Annotated in this window: 15 protein-coding genes and 2 rRNA genes (1 of these 17 running past the window's edge); 12 read left to right on the forward strand and 5 right to left on the reverse strand. The window is 43.2% G+C overall.

Annotated elements, in window-relative coordinates; all coding sequences use genetic code 11:
- Positions 1-27: 27 nt before the first annotated feature.
- The 7 genes from proW to emrB all read left to right on the forward strand — a co-directional run bounded on the left by proW (position 28) and on the right by emrB (position 7,112).
- Entirely contained in the window at positions 28-1,029 is a 1,002-nt protein-coding gene (gene proW, locus WDV74_RS11615) for a glycine betaine/L-proline ABC transporter permease ProW (protein WP_338885599.1), read from the forward strand.
- Positions 1,030-1,125: 96 nt separating this feature from the next.
- Complete coding sequence (gene proX, locus WDV74_RS11620; protein ID WP_338885600.1) at positions 1,126-2,103, forward strand: glycine betaine/L-proline ABC transporter substrate-binding protein ProX; 978 nt, start codon at positions 1,126-1,128, stop codon at positions 2,101-2,103.
- 202 nt (positions 2,104-2,305) lie between these two features.
- Entirely contained in the window at positions 2,306-3,058 is a 753-nt protein-coding gene (locus WDV74_RS11625; RefSeq protein ID WP_338882955.1) for an AzlC family ABC transporter permease, read from the forward strand.
- A gap of 44 nt (positions 3,059-3,102) precedes the next feature.
- Entirely contained in the window at positions 3,103-3,438 is a 336-nt protein-coding gene (gene ygaH, locus WDV74_RS11630) for an L-valine transporter subunit YgaH (RefSeq protein WP_338882956.1), read from the forward strand.
- A gap of 129 nt (positions 3,439-3,567) precedes the next feature.
- On the forward strand, positions 3,568-4,083 hold the full coding sequence (gene mprA / locus WDV74_RS11635) for a transcriptional repressor MprA (RefSeq protein WP_338882957.1): 516 nt from the start codon (positions 3,568-3,570) through the stop codon (positions 4,081-4,083).
- Between the two features lie 302 nt (positions 4,084-4,385).
- Complete coding sequence (gene emrA / locus WDV74_RS11640; RefSeq protein ID WP_338885601.1) at positions 4,386-5,561, forward strand: multidrug efflux MFS transporter periplasmic adaptor subunit EmrA; 1,176 nt, start codon at positions 4,386-4,388, stop codon at positions 5,559-5,561.
- 9 nt (positions 5,562-5,570) lie between these two features.
- Positions 5,571-7,112, forward strand: coding sequence for a multidrug efflux MFS transporter permease subunit EmrB (emrB, locus tag WDV74_RS11645; RefSeq protein WP_338882958.1), 1,542 nt, complete (start codon positions 5,571-5,573; stop codon positions 7,110-7,112).
- 113 nt (positions 7,113-7,225) lie between these two features.
- On the opposite strand, the gene fhuF is transcribed toward emrB, so the two are convergent.
- Entirely contained in the window at positions 7,226-7,996 is a 771-nt protein-coding gene (gene fhuF / locus WDV74_RS11650; RefSeq protein ID WP_338882959.1) for a siderophore-iron reductase FhuF, read from the reverse strand.
- Positions 7,997-8,581: 585 nt separating this feature from the next.
- Positions 8,582-9,790, reverse strand: coding sequence for a transposase (locus WDV74_RS11655; RefSeq protein WP_338882960.1), 1,209 nt, complete (start codon positions 9,788-9,790; stop codon positions 8,582-8,584).
- 22 nt (positions 9,791-9,812) lie between these two features.
- Between WDV74_RS11655 and tnpA the strand changes: the two genes are divergently transcribed.
- Positions 9,813-10,229, forward strand: a complete 417-nt coding sequence (gene tnpA, locus WDV74_RS11660) for an IS200/IS605 family transposase (protein ID WP_338885602.1) — start codon at positions 9,813-9,815, stop codon at positions 10,227-10,229.
- A gap of 62 nt (positions 10,230-10,291) precedes the next feature.
- On the opposite strand, the gene WDV74_RS11665 is transcribed toward tnpA, so the two are convergent.
- Entirely contained in the window at positions 10,292-11,332 is a 1,041-nt protein-coding gene (locus WDV74_RS11665) for a tRNA/rRNA methyltransferase (protein ID WP_189761111.1), read from the reverse strand.
- 135 nt (positions 11,333-11,467) lie between these two features.
- On the opposite strand from WDV74_RS11665, the gene WDV74_RS11670 reads away from it, so the two are divergent.
- The 4 genes from WDV74_RS11670 to WDV74_RS11685 all read left to right on the forward strand — a co-directional run bounded on the left by WDV74_RS11670 (position 11,468) and on the right by WDV74_RS11685 (position 16,931).
- Positions 11,468-12,139, forward strand: coding sequence for a tRNA-uridine aminocarboxypropyltransferase (locus tag WDV74_RS11670; protein ID WP_338882961.1), 672 nt, complete (start codon positions 11,468-11,470; stop codon positions 12,137-12,139).
- 115 nt (positions 12,140-12,254) lie between these two features.
- Positions 12,255-14,897 carry a bifunctional acetate--CoA ligase family protein/GNAT family N-acetyltransferase gene (locus WDV74_RS11675; protein ID WP_338882962.1) on the forward strand — a complete coding sequence of 881 codons (2,643 nt, stop codon included), beginning with the start codon at positions 12,255-12,257 and terminating at the stop codon, positions 14,895-14,897.
- A gap of 204 nt (positions 14,898-15,101) precedes the next feature.
- Positions 15,102-16,460 (forward strand): CDP-diacylglycerol--serine O-phosphatidyltransferase, encoded by a 1,359-nt coding sequence (gene pssA / locus WDV74_RS11680; protein WP_338882963.1) that lies wholly within the window; start codon positions 15,102-15,104, stop codon positions 16,458-16,460.
- Positions 16,461-16,577: 117 nt separating this feature from the next.
- Positions 16,578-16,931: a YfiM family lipoprotein gene (locus WDV74_RS11685; RefSeq protein WP_338882964.1), complete on the forward strand. Its 354-nt coding sequence runs from the start codon at positions 16,578-16,580 to the stop codon at positions 16,929-16,931.
- Between the two features lie 78 nt (positions 16,932-17,009).
- Here the strand turns inward: WDV74_RS11685 and rrf are convergent.
- Positions 17,010-17,125, reverse strand: a 5S ribosomal RNA gene (rrf, locus tag WDV74_RS11690).
- A gap of 89 nt (positions 17,126-17,214) precedes the next feature.
- Positions 17,215-18,309: ribosomal RNA gene (locus WDV74_RS11695) — 23S ribosomal RNA — on the reverse strand (it continues 1,817 nt past the right edge of the window).

Genomic DNA, 18,309 nt, shown 5'->3' on the forward strand with positions numbered 1-18,309 from the left:
GAACCCATCAATAACAGTGATCCCTGGATGGATAGTGGCACTGCTGCTCCTTCATCAAACCACGATTGGCTGAATACTCCTGCAACCAATACTCTTCCAGAGCACTTTAATTTCATGTCACCTTTTCAGCATAAACTCATTCCGTTTGACTCATGGGTGACCGATATCATCGATTGGGTTGTCGTACACTTCCGGCCTGTTTTTCAAGTCATCCGTGTCCCGGTAGATTTTGTCCTCAGTGGTTTTGAACAGTTCCTTACGACAGTGCCCCCTCCCATCACCATCTTATTTTTTGCGTTACTGGCCTGGCAAATTGCCGGTGCAGGAATAGGCGTGAGCACTTTAATTTCACTGATTATGATCGGTGCAATTGGGGCATGGTCACAAGCGATGATAACCATGGCTCTGGTGCTAACTGCCCTATTTTTCTGCCTTATCATTGGGCTTCCTCTTGGGATCGGGTTGGCTCGTCATGAACGGCTAGCCAAAATTGTTCGTCCCTTACTGGATGCTATGCAAACCACGCCAGCTTTCGTTTATCTCGTTCCTATCGTCATGCTGTTTGGCATAGGTAATGTCCCTGGCGTTATCGTCACCATCATTTTTGCTTTACCACCTATTATTCGCCTGACAATTTTGGGAATAAAACAAGTTCCATCAGATTTAATTGAAGCCGCCAGATCATTCGGCGCGAGTCCGCGGCAGATGCTGTTCAAAGTTCAATTGCCGTTGGCGATGCCTACAATTATGGCAGGAGTAAATCAGACGTTGATGTTAGCCCTTTCCATGGTCGTCATCGCTTCCATGATTGCCGTTGGTGGCTTGGGGCTGATGGTATTGCGCGGTATTGGCCGCCTTGATATAGGATTAGCCGCCGTTGGCGGTACAGGCATTGTCATTCTTGCTATTATCCTTGATCGCCTGACTCAATCCTTGGGAAAAAGTCATCGAACCCAAGGAGGGCACTGGTATCACTCCGGGCCAATAGGATTACTTCGCCTGATTTTTCTCTCAATCCGCCCAAAATAATATCTGACCTGGCAACAAAAGGAGGAAACAACCATGCGCATAATCACCTTATGCAAAGAAATCATGAATAAGGGGATAATTTTTGCAGCACTCCTTATGGTATTCATGAACTTCTCATTATCCTCAGTAGCCTCTGCAACTGACCTTCCCGGCAAAGGCATCAGTGTACAACCGCTACAAAGTACAATTACTGAGGAAACATTTCAGACTTTGATTGTCTGCAAAGCATTAGAAAAACTCGGCTATGACGTCAAACCGATCAAAGAAGTTGATTATAACGTCGCTTACACTTCCATTGCTTCTGGTGATGCCACCTTTATGGCCGTCAATTGGGTACCACTCCATGATGCCCCATACAAAGCTGCCGGAGGAGATAACGTCTTTTATCGCAAGGGAAGTTATGTTGTCAATGCGGCTCAAGGGTATCTTATTGATAAAAAAACCGCAGAAAAATATCACATCACCAATATCGCTCAATTAAAAGATCCTAGACTTGCCAAATTGTTTGATAGTAATGGAGATGGAAAAGCAGATTTAACAGGTTGTAACCCTGGGTGGGGGTGTGAAAGAGCGATCAATCATCACTTAACTGCTTATGGATTGAAAAATACCGTGGAACAAAACCAAGGCAATTATGCAGCTATGATGGCTGATACGCTTGCCCGCTATCGGGCAGGTAAGCCTATCCTCTATTATACCTGGACACCTTATTGGGTGAGTGATGTATTGAAACCTGGAAAAGATGTCGTTTGGCTTCAAGTTCCCTTCTCTGCTATTGGTGAGGGAGAAACCATCAATACGCAGTTGCCTAACGGCCGTAACTATGGCTTCCCTCCCAGTACCATGCATATTGTGGCCAACAAAGTGTGGGCAGAAAAGAACCCTGCTGCTGCGAAACTTTTTGCTGTTATGACCTTACCTATTGCGGATATCAGCGCCCAAAATCAGCTCATGCATAATGCTAAAATTTCAGAAGCTGATATTGAACGCCAAGCTGAAGATTGGCTCAAAATACATCAGAAAACGGTAAATGGTTGGCTAAAAGCAGCCAGAAAAGCCGCTCACAAAGCATAAATTACCCTTTCCTTTATTCTGCATCTGGTAGCCGTGAAGACATTAACAAAAACTCACGGCTAACCAGTAAACACTTTTCTAACACCATTAACTCATTAGTTCTTAATGACATAATTTAAATAATTTATATATTTTATATTTTCACTTTCATCATATTTTGTTAATGTTGTTTTATCTGTTAACAAAAAAATAAAATACTCCAATGCCAATAACTGATAAACCTGCGCCTGATATACCAATATCTACCGAAAATTCTCTACCAAACAAGGCTTCTTCCTTTAAAAAAGGTATTTGGGATAGTCTCCCAATCGCCATTGGTTATCTTCCCGTCTCTTTTGCATTTGGCTTAAGCGCCACTAAACTGGGATTTACTCCCATCGAAGCGATATTTTTCTCATGTGTCATTTATGCTGGCGCCAGTCAGTTTGTTATCACGGCTTTACTGAGCGCAGGAATGTCATTGTGGTTTTCTGCGCTAACCGTAATGGCAATGGACATCCGCCATATTTTATATGGACCTGCTTTACGTTATCGCATCAAACAAAAACTATCGGGAAAGAAAACCGTAATTTGGGCTTTTGGTCTGACTGATGAAGTTTTTGCCGCAGCAACAGCCAAATTGATTAAAGACCAGCGAAGTTGGAGTGAAAACTGGATGGTTGCCATTGCCATATGTTCCTGGCTCTCTTGGGTGTTGGGTACTGTAGCTGGGGCCATATTGGGTAATGGTTACTTGAGTTCTTATCCAGCTGTTGAAGCAGCCATGATATTTATGCTTCCAGCCCTATTCTTAAGTTTTTTGTTAGCCTCTTTCAAAAGACAAAATACCTACTGTGTTACCGCTGCTTTATCAGGCGCATTAATAGGAATCATATTTTTTTCAATCCCTATAGCCATTCTCGCGGGGATCATGAGTGGATGTTTAGCAGCACTTTTGCAAACTAAAAATACATAATTAGTACCTTACTTAATTAATATATTACATACTCAGATGGTTATATGATTGATAATAAAATACTTCTTATAGGACTTATTGTAGGCGCTGCCAACTTTTTATTCCGCTATTTGCCTCTGCGTCTGGGTGTCAATCGTGCACCGACAGAAAAGAAAGGAAAAATGGGGATCATACTCGACAGCATTGGTATTGCATCAATTTGCTCACTTCTTATCGTCTCAAGCATTCCTGACGTTATGAAGGAGCACAACAAATTTTTTCCGACCCTAATTGGCTGCCTAACCATCTGCCTGTTTTTCTACAAAACTCGAAGCATCATTATTTCAACACTGTCTGGTGCCATAGTTTTTGGAATAGTATTCAAGTTATTTATGAATTAGGTATCAATATTAAAAGAAATATGATGATAATAAATAACTATAATTGCTAAATTTAACTTTTAATATAGTATTTGTATGGTTTTTAACAAAAGTTACTTTACCGGTTGAAACTAATAAGGTATCTAAACAATGGAAAGTTCATTCACTCCCACAGAAGAGTTACTTAATTGCCGTGTAGCACAGCAAAAAAGTTTACCCTATCAAGAGATCTTACTAACTCGCTTATCCATGCATGTCCATAGCAAGCTTCTGGAAAATCGCAACAACATGCTGAAAGCACAAGGAATCAATGAAACCTTGTTTATGGCTCTGATGATTCTGGATACCAAAGAAAGTCGTAGCATTCAGCCATCAGAACTTAGTGCTGCATTGGGTTCTTCCCGTACAAATGCAACCCGAATTGCGGATGAATTAGAAAAGCAAGGCTGGATAGAGAGAAAGGAGAGTCATAACGATCGCCGTTGTCTCCATCTCCATCTCACAGATAAAGGTTCAAATTTCTTGAATAGTTTACTTCCACCACAGCATGAATGCCTGATCAAACTTTGGTCTACCCTGGATTCTGAGGAGAAAAAACAGTTAGAAAAATTGATGAGAAAAATCTTAGGGCAATTAGATAATATTGGGGATTGTTTAAGTAACTGATTGCCTTTCTTCTGGATGGTTTTGCACTAAGAAAACACATTATAGCAACATGATCTAAAAAAAATTTTCCACTAGTCTGTATCATCAGATACTTCGTATGGCCGATTATTATCTTCAGATAATACTTAAATCCATATCGTTCGTCCCTTCCAGTAGTGTAAATGCACACTACTGGAGACGTATTGCGTCCTGTTGCGGCCACACAATTAATAATAAGTTAAGAACAAATACGGAGACTCTCCATGAGTACTAGTGAGAAAACACCACTTCCGTCTAGCGAAGAAACGCTATCCTCAAACGAAATGCAATCACCTGCAAAGGTAAGAACAAAAAATAATCCTAAAAAACAGAAACGCCGCCATATCATTACGTTATTGACGTTATTTTTACTCCTGCTTGGAGCTGGCTATAGCGTTTACTGGTTTCTCACTTTACGTCACCACCAAGAAACTGATAATGCCTATGTAACAGGTAATCAAATACAAGTTATGTCACAAATTGCGGGCAGCGTCGTGACTGTCAATATTGACAATACTGATTTTGTGAAAAGTGGTCAGCCTCTTGTCCAACTCGATCCCCGTGATGCTGAATTGGCTTTGGAAAGAGCCAAAAATGAATTAGCTAATTCTGTTCGAATCACTCATCAACACATGATCGACAGTAAAAGATATCAAGCTATCATTGAACTGAAAAAAATTGCTCTCAGAAAAGCGCAAAATGATCTCAATCGAAGGGAAATATTGGGCACTCAGGATTTGATCGGTAAAGAAGAATTACAACATATGCGTGAAACTGTCTCTACTGCCCAAGCTGATCTGGATGCCGCGATAGCTCAATATCAGAGCAACCAAGCCATTATTCTGGATACTCCACTGGAAAGACAGCCATCGATTGAAAAAGCAGCCTCCGGTGTTCGTGACGCTTGGCTCACTTTGCAGAGGATCAATATTGTCAGCCCTGTTGATGGTTATGTCGCTCGTCGTAGCGTTCAGGTAGGTTCCCGTATCAACTCAGGAACACCATTGATGGCGATAGTGCCTGCCAACAATATGTGGATTGAGGCCAATTTCAAAGAAACCCAACTGGCAAACATGCGGATTGGACAGCCAGCTACAATCGTCAGCGATTTTTATGGTGACGATGTTGTCTATACCGGCAAGGTTGCAGGCATTGATATGGGAACCGGTAGCGCCTTTTCTCTATTGCCCGCACAAAATGCCAGTGGAAATTGGATTAAGGTTGTACAACGCTTACCGGTTCGTATTGAACTTGATCCTGAACAATTAAAACAACATCCCTTACGAATTGGGTTATCAACAAAAGTCACCGTGAACACCGCAAACACTGATGGAACTGTACTGGCAACCACAGAACGTACCCTTCCGGCCTATCAAACCAATGCATTGACGATAGATATGACTCCTGCAAACAAAATAGTTACTGACATTATTAATAGTAATTCAGGAAATCAAATTTAAGGGGGAGTCATGGTAACAAGAGAACCGCTTACAGGTGCGAAACTCGCCCTTTTGACCATTACTCTTTCAATGGCAACTTTCATGCTTGTTCTCGACTCTACTATTGCCAACGTCGCCATACCGACGATCGCGGGTAATCTAGGTGCGTCAAGCTCACAGGGAACATGGGTGATTACCTCTTTCGGTGTCGCAAACGCAATTTCCATTCCTATTACCGGTTGGTTAGCAAAGCGTTTCGGTGAGGTGAAATTGTTCCTCTGGTCTACCGCAATTTTTACTCTTTCATCTTGGCTGTGTGGCCTTTCCAATAGCCTCGGTATGCTAATTTTCTTCCGTGTTATGCAAGGATTGGCCGCAGGCCCCGTACTTCCCCTTTGTCAAAGTTTATTACTAAATAATTATCCAGTGGCGAAACGCAATATGGCGTTGGCACTGTGGTCGATAATGATTGTGGTTGCCCCCATTTGTGGACCTATCCTTGGTGGCTATATCAGTGATAACTACCATTGGGGATGGATCTTTTACATTAATATTCCCCTTGGTATCGCAATTATCTTTGTTATTACCCAGCTATTGCGTGGCCGGGAAACACAAACAGAAATCCGCCCCATAGACATTGTTGGTCTTTCTTTGCTGGTGATTGGTATTGGCAGCCTGCAAATTATGCTTGACCAAGGTAAAGAACTTGATTGGTTTAATTCCACCGAGATTATTATTCTTACGATTACTGCCATTGTCGCGCTGATTTTCCTGATCATATGGGAACTCACTGATGATCATCCGATAATCGATCTATCCCTGTTCAAGTTGCGCAATTTTTCCATCGGTACATTAAGTATTAGTCTCGGCTTTATGATGTACTTCGGTTCAATTGTTTTACTGCCACAACTATTGCAAGAAGTTTACGGCTATACCGCAACCTGGGCGGGCTTTGCGGCCGCACCGATAGGATTACTGCCACTGTTATTGTCACCCGTCATTGGCAAGTTTGGCCATAAAATAGACATGCGCTATATCGTGATATTTAGTTTCATCACTTATGCTATTTGCTTCTATTGGCGGGCATATACCTTTGAACCAGACATGGATTTCGCTGCGACTGCATGGCCTCAGTTTGTTCAAGGACTTGCCATGGCATGTTTCTTTATGCCATTGACAACCATTACATTATCAGGGCTAGCACCAGAACGAATGGCCTCAGCCTCCAGCTTATCGAACTTTACCCGTATATTATCGGGTTCAATCGGGACATCCCTCACAACCACAATGTGGACACAACGTGAATCAATGCACCACTCGAACCTTACGGAATACATCAATCCATATAACCCTAATTATCAGCAAATACATCAGCAATTAGCTCAATTGGGCATGAATGATGAACAAATATCAGCTTACCTGGCAAAACAGATCACTCATCAAGGGTTAATTATCTCTGCCAATGAGATCTTTTGGCTTTCAGCAGGCATATTCCTTGTCTTGACGTTATTGATCTGGCTGGCAAAACCACCTTTCTCTGCCGGAGGTAAAGACCACGGAGGAGCGCATTAATCTTATTACATTAAATCGATTTAATAGAGTGACCTTAGCGGGAGTATTTGCTCCCGTTAAGAAAAATGCTACACGCCACAATCCTCTCTCTCATCATAAAGTATCAATTACGATTAAAAGGATTGCGCCGTAGGTTCAAGAGGACAGTCGTGACAATTTCCGACTCCGGGTAATTTATTTCTTTGGCAGCAACAACGGCGTTGTATGACATTATTTTTCATAATCACTGTACGATAAAGTGGATTATCCCTGCCATCAGGTAACGTTTGTGTAAAGAAAAGATTTTGTATTAATGTATCATACTGATCCGAGTCTATTCTTTCCCTGAAATTATTTAGGTACCAATACATAACATAGCCAATATTATTCCATAATAAACGACCATTTATCCCACGATAGGATGCAATTTTCTCACATACAGGAATAATATGCCGATCCAACATAGAATGATAACGCTCCAATAAAGATATTGATTCGTCCAACCACGTTAACTGGTAATAAACAACATTTGGCCTGCCTGTTTCATGAAATTCAATCTGAAAAAGCTTATAATCCGTATCAACAGCCTGGGGATATTCCAATAACATTAACATCATTGGTGGGACAATTAAGCCAAAATACCATTGTGCCCATAAAGAATAAAGCCCTTTCTGATTTGGTTTTAATTCATTATCACTATAATATGAATCTTGGTAATTTTTTATCAATAATGGGAATTTTTCATCACTCGACCATTGATAAAACTCCATACTTCCCAATGGAATATTGTCTGAATTGATTTTTACTGATGAATTGAAATGGCTAAATGCCCCATCAAATAGGTTAGTGATATCTTCAATCGTTATTTCAGAAGCCATGGAGTCTTGATTATTTTTATTTATCATTACCTATTCTCCTAACACCTATTATCAACCCTAAATTTAAACTCTTCTCACGCTCATCCATTTACAGATAATTCAGACAGCTACACTCTAATCATACTTAAACAGTTCAAATTTGCGGAATGTATCCATCTGATATAAATGTTGAGATTGATAGTTTCCACTTGTTTCTATATAAGCATTAGTTGAGAAGTTGATATATCATTGGAATCTCTGGATATAACCATCTAATAAATATGGCATTTATTCTAGCTCACTAAAGATATACTCTTTCTTATTAAATGATAATGAAAATGATTGTTATTAACAACCATAAAAAGTAACGAATTTAGAGAAATAAAAACTTAAGCTAATAATTATATTTAAAATAATAACAAATGTTTTTATTTAATTTCTAATTGAAATAATAAAATTAACTTAATAAATAAAGGGAATAAAATAAGACCCTGACTAAGTAGACAGGGTCTTATTAACAATGAAAATTAAACTATCTATTTCCAAATCACAATTCTTTGACTACATGGCAGCTTGTGATAGTGATAGGTTTGACATCCTCCCCACCCTAAAGGACGGGGATTCCTACAGCGTTCAGACCGAAGCCTGACTCACCTCGGTGGGTTCCTGCTTCAACGGGCGGTCTGACTGCACCATCCCTCCACAGGCAAGCACGGCATGTCCTGCCGCTAAAATATTACGTGCGGCGTTTACATCCGCGTTCGCGGTGTAGCCGCATACCTGACACACGAATTGACTTTGCGTCTGACGGTTTTCTTTCGCCGTATGACCACAGCAGGCACACCGCTGGCTGGTGTATGCCGGAGGTATCGCCACTACCTGACCACCGCGCCAGAGCTGCTTGTACTCAAGCTGACGGCGCATTTCATGCCAGCCTTGATCCCGTATCGAGCGGTTCAAGCCTGATTTGCCTCTGACGTTTCTTCCGTGCTTCTCTGCCGTGCCTTTTGCCGATTTCGACATGTTACTGACCTTCAAGTCTTCAATGACGATCATCGCGTGGTTTTTGCTGATTTCACTGGTGACTTTGTGAAGGTAGTCGCGCCGGATATTGGCAATGTGTGAGTGCAAACCCTGGATTTTCCGTTTTTGTTTCTGCCAGTTTGCGCTGAATTTTACTTTGCGACTCAACTGCCGCTGGAGTGTTGCCAGCTTACGTTGGTTTGCTTTGAAACTGCTTACTGGCTGATATACCGTGCCATCTGAAAGCGTGGCAAGTTTTGTTACTCCGGCATCCAGTCCGACCATTGATTCTGCATTGTGAGCAGGGTCAGTCACTTCGTATTCAGTCTGGATACTGACGTACCATTTGCCGCATGACTGGCTGACCGTGACGTTTTTCACTTCGCCAATGACTTCACGGCTGTTGCGATAGCGTATCCACCCTAACTTTGGCAACGAGATTCGACTGTTGGGCTGATCGAGCTTCACGCCCTGCGGGTAGCGGAATGAGTCATGTTGACCACGTTTTTTGAAGCGGGGGAATGCAGCCCGCTTCTGGAAGAAATTTTTGTAGCCGCGCTCCAGATCTTTCAGTGACTGCTGCAACGGTTGCGAGGGAGATTCTTTCAGCCATTGTGTTTCAGGTACGGATTTCCACTCAATCAACCATGAAGCCATTTTGGTGTAGGGGAGATATTTATTCCCTGCTGCATGGTTCTCATTCTGGAGTGCCAGTGCACGGTTAAAAACGAAGCGACAAGCCCCTGCGAAGCGTCGCATATCGCGCTCCTGCTGACCATTTGGTCTTAACTGGAATTTGAAGGCTTGAAGTCGTTTCATGACTATCATTATACTTTGGTCTATGACAAAAGAAACTGATAGTCGACGCGGAAGACACGGTGTTTTCCTGATGCACGTCCACTTGGTATTCGTCGCCAAGTATCGACGAAAGATATTCGATCTTGATGCCATCGAAAAGCTACGCAGCTACTTTAGCAGCGTATGTGCTGATTTTGGTGTTGAACTGGTTGAAATGGACGGCGAATACGACCACGTGCATTTGCTGATCAACTCCCCGCCAAAGCTCGCAGTATCGAATCTGGTCAACAGTCTTAAAGGCGTTTCCAGCAGGCTGCTTCGGCGTGACCGTCCAGATATTGCTCTACGCTATTACTACAAAGGCGTTCTGTGGACACCGAGCTATTTTGCAAGTAGTTGCGGAGGTGCGCCGATCTCGATCATCCGGCAATACATCGAGCAGCAGAAAACACCAGGTTAGTCGGAAAACTGCGCCTGATATCCCCGCCCTGAAGGACGGGGTTTTACGGCGCACCTGATAAATTAAACCTTATTCTGACGCCACCATTCCGCCAGCATAATACCTGTTGCAACAGAAACATTCAGACTTTCTACCCGTCCCGTTCCACCAATAGAAAGGCGAATGTCACCATCTTCCCAAATGCTGTCACTTAATCCGTCACTTTCCTGACCCAATACCAAAACCATTTTTTCTGGCAATGTTGCTTGTGCCAATGTTGTGCTGCCTTTATGACTTGATGTCGTCACAATTGTGTAGCCTTGGTTACGGAATTGATTTAGCGTAGTCGTGAACCCATCCGCATCAATGCCTTTGATGTGCTCAGCACCGCCTTCTGCTGTACGAACAGCTGCACCTGATTCCAAAAGCGCTGTATCCTGCAAAATGACACCCTGTACGCCAAAATGCGCACAACTACGCATAATTGCGCCAAGATTATGTGGGTTACCTACATTTTCCAATGCCAAGACACAATCTTTTGCGGGTGCCTGCTGCAAATAGGTTTCCACATCCAAGCCATTGCGTTTCTTAATCAGGAAACAGACACCACCGTGGTGCTCTGTACCTGATGCTTTAGATAGCTCTTCGTCGTCAACGACATGGTAAGCTTTGCGATTTGCCGCCATCCATTTCAAGGCATCGCGAAAACGCGGCGTGACCGATTGAACAAACCAAGCCCGAACAATCGCATCAGGACGGTGCTGGAACATTGCCTGACAAGCATTTTCCCCATAGATACGAGTTTCTTCCAAACGCTGACGACGAAGCTGTTCAGGATCAATGTTGCTTTTGCCGCTAATGCCCTGGTGCTCTGGACTAAGAGATTCATCCTCTGGACGGGAGATTGTTCTCCAAGGAGAACGATCACCTGAGCGCACTGGGCGTTCATTGCCACGACGGCGGTCACCCTGATCACGCCCTTTACCAAACGGACGGTTATCACTCTTACGGCTATCACTGTTTTTACGACGATCGCCGCCTTTACGGTTATCGTTATTGTCCTCATTATTGCGGACATACATTACTTTGACTTTGCCGTTCTTACCACTATAGGAATCGTTCATTTATTTCTCCAACTGCGTTATGGCGCGAAGATTACCCGATGTACGCGTCCGAAGCTACCTCCGGTAACGACAATCCATTAAAATATCCGCTAATTTTTTTACTGGTTTTATCCACGAACATGTTTGAGTTCTTAAATGAGAAATAACAACGCCGTTTATCAGCTTCGCCAACACCGCCTTGCCCGATCTACCCGCCCTTTTCTGGCAAGGGGGTGCCGAGTGCAACGTTGCCTGCATTGTTTATTACCCCAAAATAAATGTCTATGTGAAATGATTTCACCTGCAAATGCGGAAAGCCGCTTCTGTCTCATCATGTTCGATACGGAGCCGATGAAACCCAGTAATACGGGAAAGTTGATTGCAGATATTCTGCCTGATACATGCGCTTTTCTCTGGTCTAGAACCGAGCCTGATCAACAACTGCTCGAAATCGTGCGTGATCCAACCCGACAACCTTATCTGATCTTCCCAGACAGTTATGCTACGCCTACTCGTACGGTGTATCAGCAGATCCCCACCAACCAAAAACCACCGCTGTTCATTATATTGGATGGTACTTGGCCTGAAGCAAGAAAAATGTTTCGCAAAAGCCCATATTTGGATGATATTCCCCTATTGTCTATTAATAATATTGCCAAGATGGACTATTTACTTCGGGTACCCTCCAGAACAGAACAACATTGTACCGCCGAAGTTGCGGCTGCGGCATTAGAATTAGCCGGGGATATTAAAGCGTCACAATCATTATTGAATCATTTCAATCACTTTCGTGAACAATATCTGGCCGGAAAATCCAATCATCTGTAGGTATAACTCACAGTAATGCTTGACAATCCGCGCTAAAGTCACTGATGGTGGCTAAGGTTATTCATGGTCATTGTTTATTGTTTATCGATGTGATAGCTGATAAGGAACCCCAGAAATGAGCCAGCGCGGACTTGAAGCATTATTACGCCCTAAATCTATCGCCGTTATTGGTGCTTCTGAAAAACCAGAAAAAGCCAGTTCAGTGTTAATGAGAAATTTGTTAATGGGTGGGTTTACAGGACCTATTCTCCCCGTAACACCACACAAGTCTGCCGTTCTGGGTGTGTTAGCCTATCCTGCTATCGATAAATTACCATTAACGCCTGACCTGGCTGTGATCTGTACTCATCACAGTCGTAATTTGTCTTTACTAGAGCAACTGGCCCAACACGGATGCAAAACTGTCATTATTTTATCCTCTCCGCCATCACAATTTACTGAATTGAAACTGTGCAGCCAAAAACATCATCTTAGAATTCTGGGGCCAAATAGCCTTGGTATCTTAGCACCCTGGAGTGGGCTAAATGCCAGTTTTTCCCCGATCCCTATCCTTAAAGGTAAACTCGCCTTTATTTCACAATCAGCAGCAATATCCAACACAATTCTGGACTGGGCTAACCATCGCAATATTGGTTTTTCGTATTTTATTGCCTTGGGCGACAGTGTTGATATTGATATTGATGACCTGCTCGACTTTTTAGCAAGAGACAGTAAAACCAGTGCCATTTTGTTGCATCTCGAACATATCAGCGATGCCCGCCGTTTTCTTTCTGCTTCCCGAAGCGCTTCACGCAATAAACCAATTCTGGTCGTAAAAAGCAGTCGTACCCGGCAAGTCCAGAAGTTACTGGGAGAACAACAAAATTTTGATGCGGCTTATGACGCAGCAATTCAACGAGCCGGATTACTGCGTGTACAAGATACACACGAAATGTTCTCCGCAGTGGAAACATTGAGTTTTATGCGGCCATTGCGTGGAGAACGTTTATTGATCGTCAGTAATGGAGCAGCACCAGCGGCAATGGCACTGGATGAACTATTCAGGAGAACCGGCAAACTCGCTATATTAGGTGAGGAAACGATCAATGGGTTGTCTGGCACACTTCCAGACACGTTGCTTTTACGTAATCCATTAGATATCGGTGATGATTCCTCTACCGAACGATATGTTTCTGCACTCAGGTTACTTTTGGATAGTCATGATTATGATGCCTTACTGTTAATCCACTCTCCCAGTGCCATATCCCACAGCCAAACTACAGCAGTTCAGGTTATACAAACCATTAAAGAACATCCTCGTGGGAAATGGCTCACTATTTTCACTAATTGGTGCGGAGAATACTCTTCATTGGAAGCCCGACGGCTGTTCAGTGAGGCTGGTATTCCAACTTATCGGACACCAGAAGGTGCCATTACCGCCTTTATGCATATGGTGGAATATCAGCGAAACCAAAAACAGCTAAAAGAAACACCATCTTTACCCATTGGCATCACATCGAATACGGCTCGAGCCCATGAGTGTATACAAAAGGCACTTGATAACGGGAATGTTCGACTGGATACCCATGAAGTACAACCTATTCTTGATGCTTACGGTTTAAATACTTTACCAACTTGGATCGCTCATACCAGTGATGATGCGGTCGATATTGCAGAAAAAATTGGCTATCCCGTGGCATTAAAACTCCGCTCCCCTGATATCCCACATAAATCAGAAGTTCAGGGAGTGATGCTTTATTTACGCAATGCTGATGAAGTTAAAGCCGCAACACAAGCGATTATTGAACGTGTTAAACAAAACTTCTCGCAAGCCAGGATCCATGGATTATTAGTACAAAGCATGGCTAATCGGGCTGGCACACAAGAGCTGAGAATTGCTATTGAGCAAGATGAGATATTTGGTCCCTTAATCATGCTAGGTGAGGGAGATATCGATTGGATGCATGAAACACAAGCGGCTGTCGCTCTTCCTCCCCTTAATATGGCACTAGCCCGCTATCTGGTTATTCAAGCAATTAAGAGTGGCAAAATAAAATCTGGTGGTTCACTTTTGCCGCTGGATATTCTTGCTCTCAGCCAGTTATTGGTCAGGGTATCGAATCTTCTGATCGATTGCCCTCAAATTACTCGTATGAATATCCATCCACTGCTTGCATCAGGTAATGAGTTCACGCTATTGGATGTGACAATGGAGTTAATGCCAGTAACAGGCGATCCCCGCAAAAGACTGGCTATCCGGCCTTATCCTAATGAACTGGAAGAGACTATCTATATCAAAGATGAGGTTGAATGTTTGCTACGGCCAATCCTGCCGGAAGATGAACCTTTGCTGAAAGCATTTATCGGCCAGGTAACAAAGGAAGATCTTTATTATCGCTATTTCAGTGAAATTAACGAGTTTACTCATGATGATCTTGCAAACATGACTCAAATTGACTACGACCGAGAAATGGCATTCGTAGCAATCCGCCATCCAGCAACAACACCTGAAATTATTGGTGTCGCTCGTGCCATGGCTGATCCCGATAATATCGAGGCTGAATTTGCGATATTAGTCCGATCAGATCTGAAGGGGATTACGTTAGGTTATCAACTTATGACTAAACTGATTAACTATACAAGAGAACATGGTATTCAAGCACTAACAGCTATTACCATGCCTGAAAACCGTAACATGATCCAACTTGCGAAAAAACTTGGATTTACCATTGATATACAGTTAGAAGAGGGCATTGTTAATCTCATGTTGAAACTCTAAGTAAAAATAAATTCAACATACAGCTCGTGATGAACACTAAAAAATGCTGACTCCGTGATAGATCGCACAGTCTTGAAGCAATCAGCTCAAGAGAGTTAATTCATACTCACAATGGACCAAACTAATGGTATCATCGCCAGATCATTTTGATTCATACACCTTATGATGGTATTCACGCCATCTAGACTAAGAGAAAAACGCACTGTGATGTTGTCCAAATTTAAACAAGCAAAACACCAACAACACCTTGCACAACTGCCTAAGCTACCACAATCAGTTGCTGATATTGCGACACTTTATGAATCTAAAGTGTTTCGCAGCACCTTATTGGAACGTATCGCAAAGGCCCAAAAGCATATTTATATCGCCGCGTTATATTTAGAAAACGATGATGCAGGGCGAGATATTTTGACTGCATTATATGCCGCTAAACAGAAACGCCCTGAGTTAGACATAAAAATCCTGGTTGATTGGCATCGTGCTCAACGAGGCCGTATTGGTGCAGAAGCTGCGGCAACAAATGCAGATTGGTATTGCTCCATGGCTGAAAGCTACCCTGATGTCAACATTTCCATCCTGGGTGTTCCAGTGAATACACGTGAAGCTCTGGGGGTTTTGCATCTGAAAGGCTTTATCTTTGATGATACGGTAATTTATAGTGGAGCGAGTATTAATGATGTCTATCTGCATCGCCATGAAAAATACCGTTACGATCGTTATCATTTGCTGCATAATGCAAAACTTGCCTCGATCATGAAGCAATTTATTGACGAGAGTATTATTAGCGCTGGAGCCGTAAAAAATTTAGCCTGCCACAATCGCCCTCGTAGCCTTGAAATTAAAAATTTGATCCGTCAATTTCGTGCTTCATTAAGGAATAGCGAGTATCACATTGAAAATCAAGCATCCAATGAAGAATTGGCGGTAACTCCCATTGTGGGATTAGGCAAGAAAAATCTGCTGAATAAAACAATTTGTCATCTCATGTCTTGCACTGAAAACAAGTTGGTTATTTGTACACCATATTTCAATTTACCAGCAGTATTAGTGCGTGCAATATCTCGCCTACTCCGCCAAGGAAAGCAAGTTGAGATCATCATCGGAGATAAAACAGCGAACGATTTTTATATTCCACCCGAAGAACCATTTAAGATCATTGGTGCATTGCCTTATCTGTATGAAATTAACTTGCGTCGATTCACCAGTCGGCTGCAAAAGTTTATCGATAGCCAGCAATTAACTATCCGATTATGGAAAGATCAAGATAATACTTATCACTTAAAAGGGATCTGGGTTGATAATAAATGGCAATTAATTACGGGTAATAACCTGAATCCTCGCGCATGGGGATTGGATCTGGAAAATGCTATTCTTATTCATGATCCCCACCAAGAGATGCAAGAGCAACGCACAATGGAGTTGGATTGCATCCGTACCCATACAAAAATTATCCACAATTATCAGGAACTGGAAAGTATCCAATTCTATCCTGTTAAAGTACGCAAACTGATACGACGCTTACGCCGTATTCGGGTAGACCGATTAATCAGCAGGATATTGTAAAATAGATAAATAATTATCGTTTTTTTGAATCCCCTCTCGCTATTGGCAGAGGGGATTTTTGTACCTTATTTATCAAACAGCTATGATTTAAAAAAATAAATCATGGCGTAAATTACGATGAGAAAAAACATCATCACTCTGATACGAAATATATTAATAATCTCTCCTATCCTATTGAATACTTCTTGTTCCAATATTCGTCAGGCAAATGACAACTGGACAGGAAAAGATAAAGTGCAACATTTCTTATTTTCTGCAATTGTCGCTGCTGCGGGTAATGCTTATGGTGATCGTCAGCATTGGGGTCATCGTGAAAGTGCACAATTTGGTGTATTGTTATCCGTTAGTATTGGTGCAGCAAAAGAACTTTATGATAGCCGCCCATCAGGAACAGGCTGGAGTTGGCATGATATTGCTTATGATATAGCTGGAGCAATAGCAGGTTATAGTTTATATCAATCGGTGAAGTAATTTTTTAATCTTCTATTTCTAAGGCACCCAAACGCAAAAAAGCCATCCGGTGACGGATGGCTTCTCTGGCTAATTGATGTCTGGCAGTGCCCTACTCTCACATGGGGAGACCCCACACTACCATCGGCGCTACGGCGTTTCACTGCTGAGTTCGGCATGGGGTCAGGTGGGACCACCGCGCTATTGCCGCCAGACAAATCCTGTTTTCAATCCCGAACAAGCTGCTTTTCTACGCTGAAACCCGTCTCTCTCTTTCCACTCCCGAAAACCCCTTCGGTGTTGTCAGGTTAAGCCGCACGGTTCATTAGTACCGGTTAGCTCAACGTCTCGCAACGCTTACACACCCGGCCTATCCACGTCCTCGTCTCGAACGTTCCTTCAGTACCCTCTAGGGGTAAGGGAAGACTCATCTTAAGGCAAGTTTCCCGCTTAGATGCTTTCAGCGGTTATCTCTTCCGCACTTAGCTACCGGGCAGTGCCATTGGCATGACAACCCGAACACCAGTGGTGCGTCCACTCCGGTCCTCTCGTACTAGGAGCAGCCCCTTGCAATCTTCCAACGCCCACGGCAGATAGGGACCGAACTGTCTCACGACGTTCTAAACCCAGCTCGCGTACCACTTTAAATGGCGAACAGCCATACCCTTGGGACCTACTTCAGCCCCAGGATGTGATGAGCCGACATCGAGGTGCCAAACACCGCCGTCGATATGAACTCTTGGGCGGTATCAGCCTGTTATCCCCGGAGTACCTTTTATCCGTTGAGCGATGGCCCTTCCATGCAGAACCACCGGATCACTAAGACCTACTTTCGTACCTGCTCGAGCCGTCACTCTCGCAGTCAAGCTAGCTTATGCCTTTGCACTAACCTCACGATGTCCGACCGTGATTAGCTAACCTTCGTGCTCCTCCGTTACACTTTGGGAGGAGACCGCCCCAGTCAAACTACCCACCAGACACTGTCCGCAACCCGGATAACGGGCCGGCGTTAGAACATCAAACATTCAAGGGTGGTATTTCAAGGATGGCTCCATGCAGACTGGCGTCCACACTTCCAAGCCTCCCACCTATCCTACACATCAAGGCTCCATGTTCAGTGTCAAGCTATAGTAAAGGTTCACGGGGTCTTTCCGTCTTGCCGCGGGTACACTGCATCTTCACAGCGAGTTCAATTTCACTGAGTCTCGGGTGGAGACAGCCTGGCCATCATTACGCCATTCGTGCAGGTCGGAACTTACCCGACAAGGAATTTCGCTACCTTAGGACCGTTATAGTTACGGCCGCCGTTTACTGGGGCTTCGATCAAGAGCTTCTCGCCGAGGCGATAACCCCATCAATTAACCTTCCAGCACCGGGCAGGCGTCACACCGTATACGTC

The organism is Xenorhabdus sp. TH1, assembly GCF_037260955.1.
Taxonomy (GTDB): domain Bacteria; phylum Pseudomonadota; class Gammaproteobacteria; order Enterobacterales; family Enterobacteriaceae; genus Xenorhabdus; species Xenorhabdus griffiniae.

What these genes read in the sequence shown, in the direction of transcription:
- WDV74_RS11685 (WP_338882964.1), top strand. Translation starts at nt 16,578, where the DNA reads ATGAGAAAAAACATCATCACTCTGATACGAAATATATTAATAATCTCT.
- tnpA (WP_338885602.1), top strand. Translation starts at nt 9,813, where the DNA reads ATGACAAAAGAAACTGATAGTCGACGCGGAAGACACGGTGTTTTCCTG.
- proW (WP_338885599.1), top strand. Translation starts at nt 28, where the DNA reads ATGGATAGTGGCACTGCTGCTCCTTCATCAAACCACGATTGGCTGAAT.
- WDV74_RS11625 (WP_338882955.1), top strand. Translation starts at nt 2,306, where the DNA reads ATGCCAATAACTGATAAACCTGCGCCTGATATACCAATATCTACCGAA.
- WDV74_RS11675 (WP_338882962.1), top strand. Translation starts at nt 12,255, where the DNA reads ATGAGCCAGCGCGGACTTGAAGCATTATTACGCCCTAAATCTATCGCC.
- mprA (WP_338882957.1), top strand. Translation starts at nt 3,568, where the DNA reads ATGGAAAGTTCATTCACTCCCACAGAAGAGTTACTTAATTGCCGTGTA.
- WDV74_RS11665 (WP_189761111.1), bottom strand. Translation starts at nt 11,332, where the DNA reads ATGAACGATTCCTATAGTGGTAAGAACGGCAAAGTCAAAGTAATGTAT.
- emrA (WP_338885601.1), top strand. Translation starts at nt 4,386, where the DNA reads ATGCAATCACCTGCAAAGGTAAGAACAAAAAATAATCCTAAAAAACAG.
- emrB (WP_338882958.1), top strand. Translation starts at nt 5,571, where the DNA reads ATGGTAACAAGAGAACCGCTTACAGGTGCGAAACTCGCCCTTTTGACC.
- WDV74_RS11670 (WP_338882961.1), top strand. Translation starts at nt 11,468, where the DNA reads ATGAGAAATAACAACGCCGTTTATCAGCTTCGCCAACACCGCCTTGCC.
- ygaH (WP_338882956.1), top strand. Translation starts at nt 3,103, where the DNA reads ATGATTGATAATAAAATACTTCTTATAGGACTTATTGTAGGCGCTGCC.
- fhuF (WP_338882959.1), bottom strand. Translation starts at nt 7,996, where the DNA reads ATGATAAATAAAAATAATCAAGACTCCATGGCTTCTGAAATAACGATT.
- proX (WP_338885600.1), top strand. Translation starts at nt 1,126, where the DNA reads ATGGTATTCATGAACTTCTCATTATCCTCAGTAGCCTCTGCAACTGAC.
- WDV74_RS11655 (WP_338882960.1), bottom strand. Translation starts at nt 9,790, where the DNA reads ATGAAACGACTTCAAGCCTTCAAATTCCAGTTAAGACCAAATGGTCAG.